Source organism: Myxococcus llanfairpwllgwyngyllgogerychwyrndrobwllllantysiliogogogochensis (assembly GCF_006636215.1).
Taxonomy (GTDB): Bacteria; Myxococcota; Myxococcia; order Myxococcales; family Myxococcaceae; genus Myxococcus; species Myxococcus llanfairpwllgwyngyllgogerychwyrndrobwllllantysiliogogogochensis.
The window spans coordinates 1-410 of record NZ_VIFM01000905.1 but is presented as its reverse complement, the minus strand read 5'-3'; the positions used below and the strand labels follow the sequence as shown (position 1 = coordinate 410).

The following is a 410-nucleotide window of genomic DNA, read 5'->3' as shown; positions in this document are numbered from 1 at the left end:
GTACATGCGCGACTTGAGCAGCACGAAGCGGTGGGCCTTGGGGTCCATGCCCACGCAGGAGAAGACGCCCAGGTCCCACGGTTCGTGGGTGCGCTCGGTGACCACGATGCGCGCCTTGCCCGTGTCGAACAGCACCGTGCGGCCCATGGCGCAGCGCTGGCCGGTGTAGATGGGGCCGGTGACGGTGTATTCGCCGTCGCTGATGGCCACCACGGTGCCTTCGACGGCCACCGGCTCCTTGGCCACGCCGAGCTGGGTGAGCGGCACCTTGTTGCCCAGGCGCACGGTGGTGTGGGCGCCCATGCCGGCCGCCATCAGTTCGTTCATGGAGTCGCAGGTGCCGCCGGACATGCAGTTGTCGCCGTGGTCCAGCAGCAGCACCGGGCGGTCCGCGCCATCGGCCAGCTGTT

1 protein-coding gene is annotated in these 410 nt (G+C 69.3%); it reads right to left on the bottom strand.

What is annotated here, in order from left to right; translation table 11 throughout:
* Positions 1–410: MlrC C-terminal domain-containing protein (locus FJV41_RS57570; RefSeq protein WP_181791637.1), on the bottom strand; the 410-nt coding region annotated here is incomplete at both ends.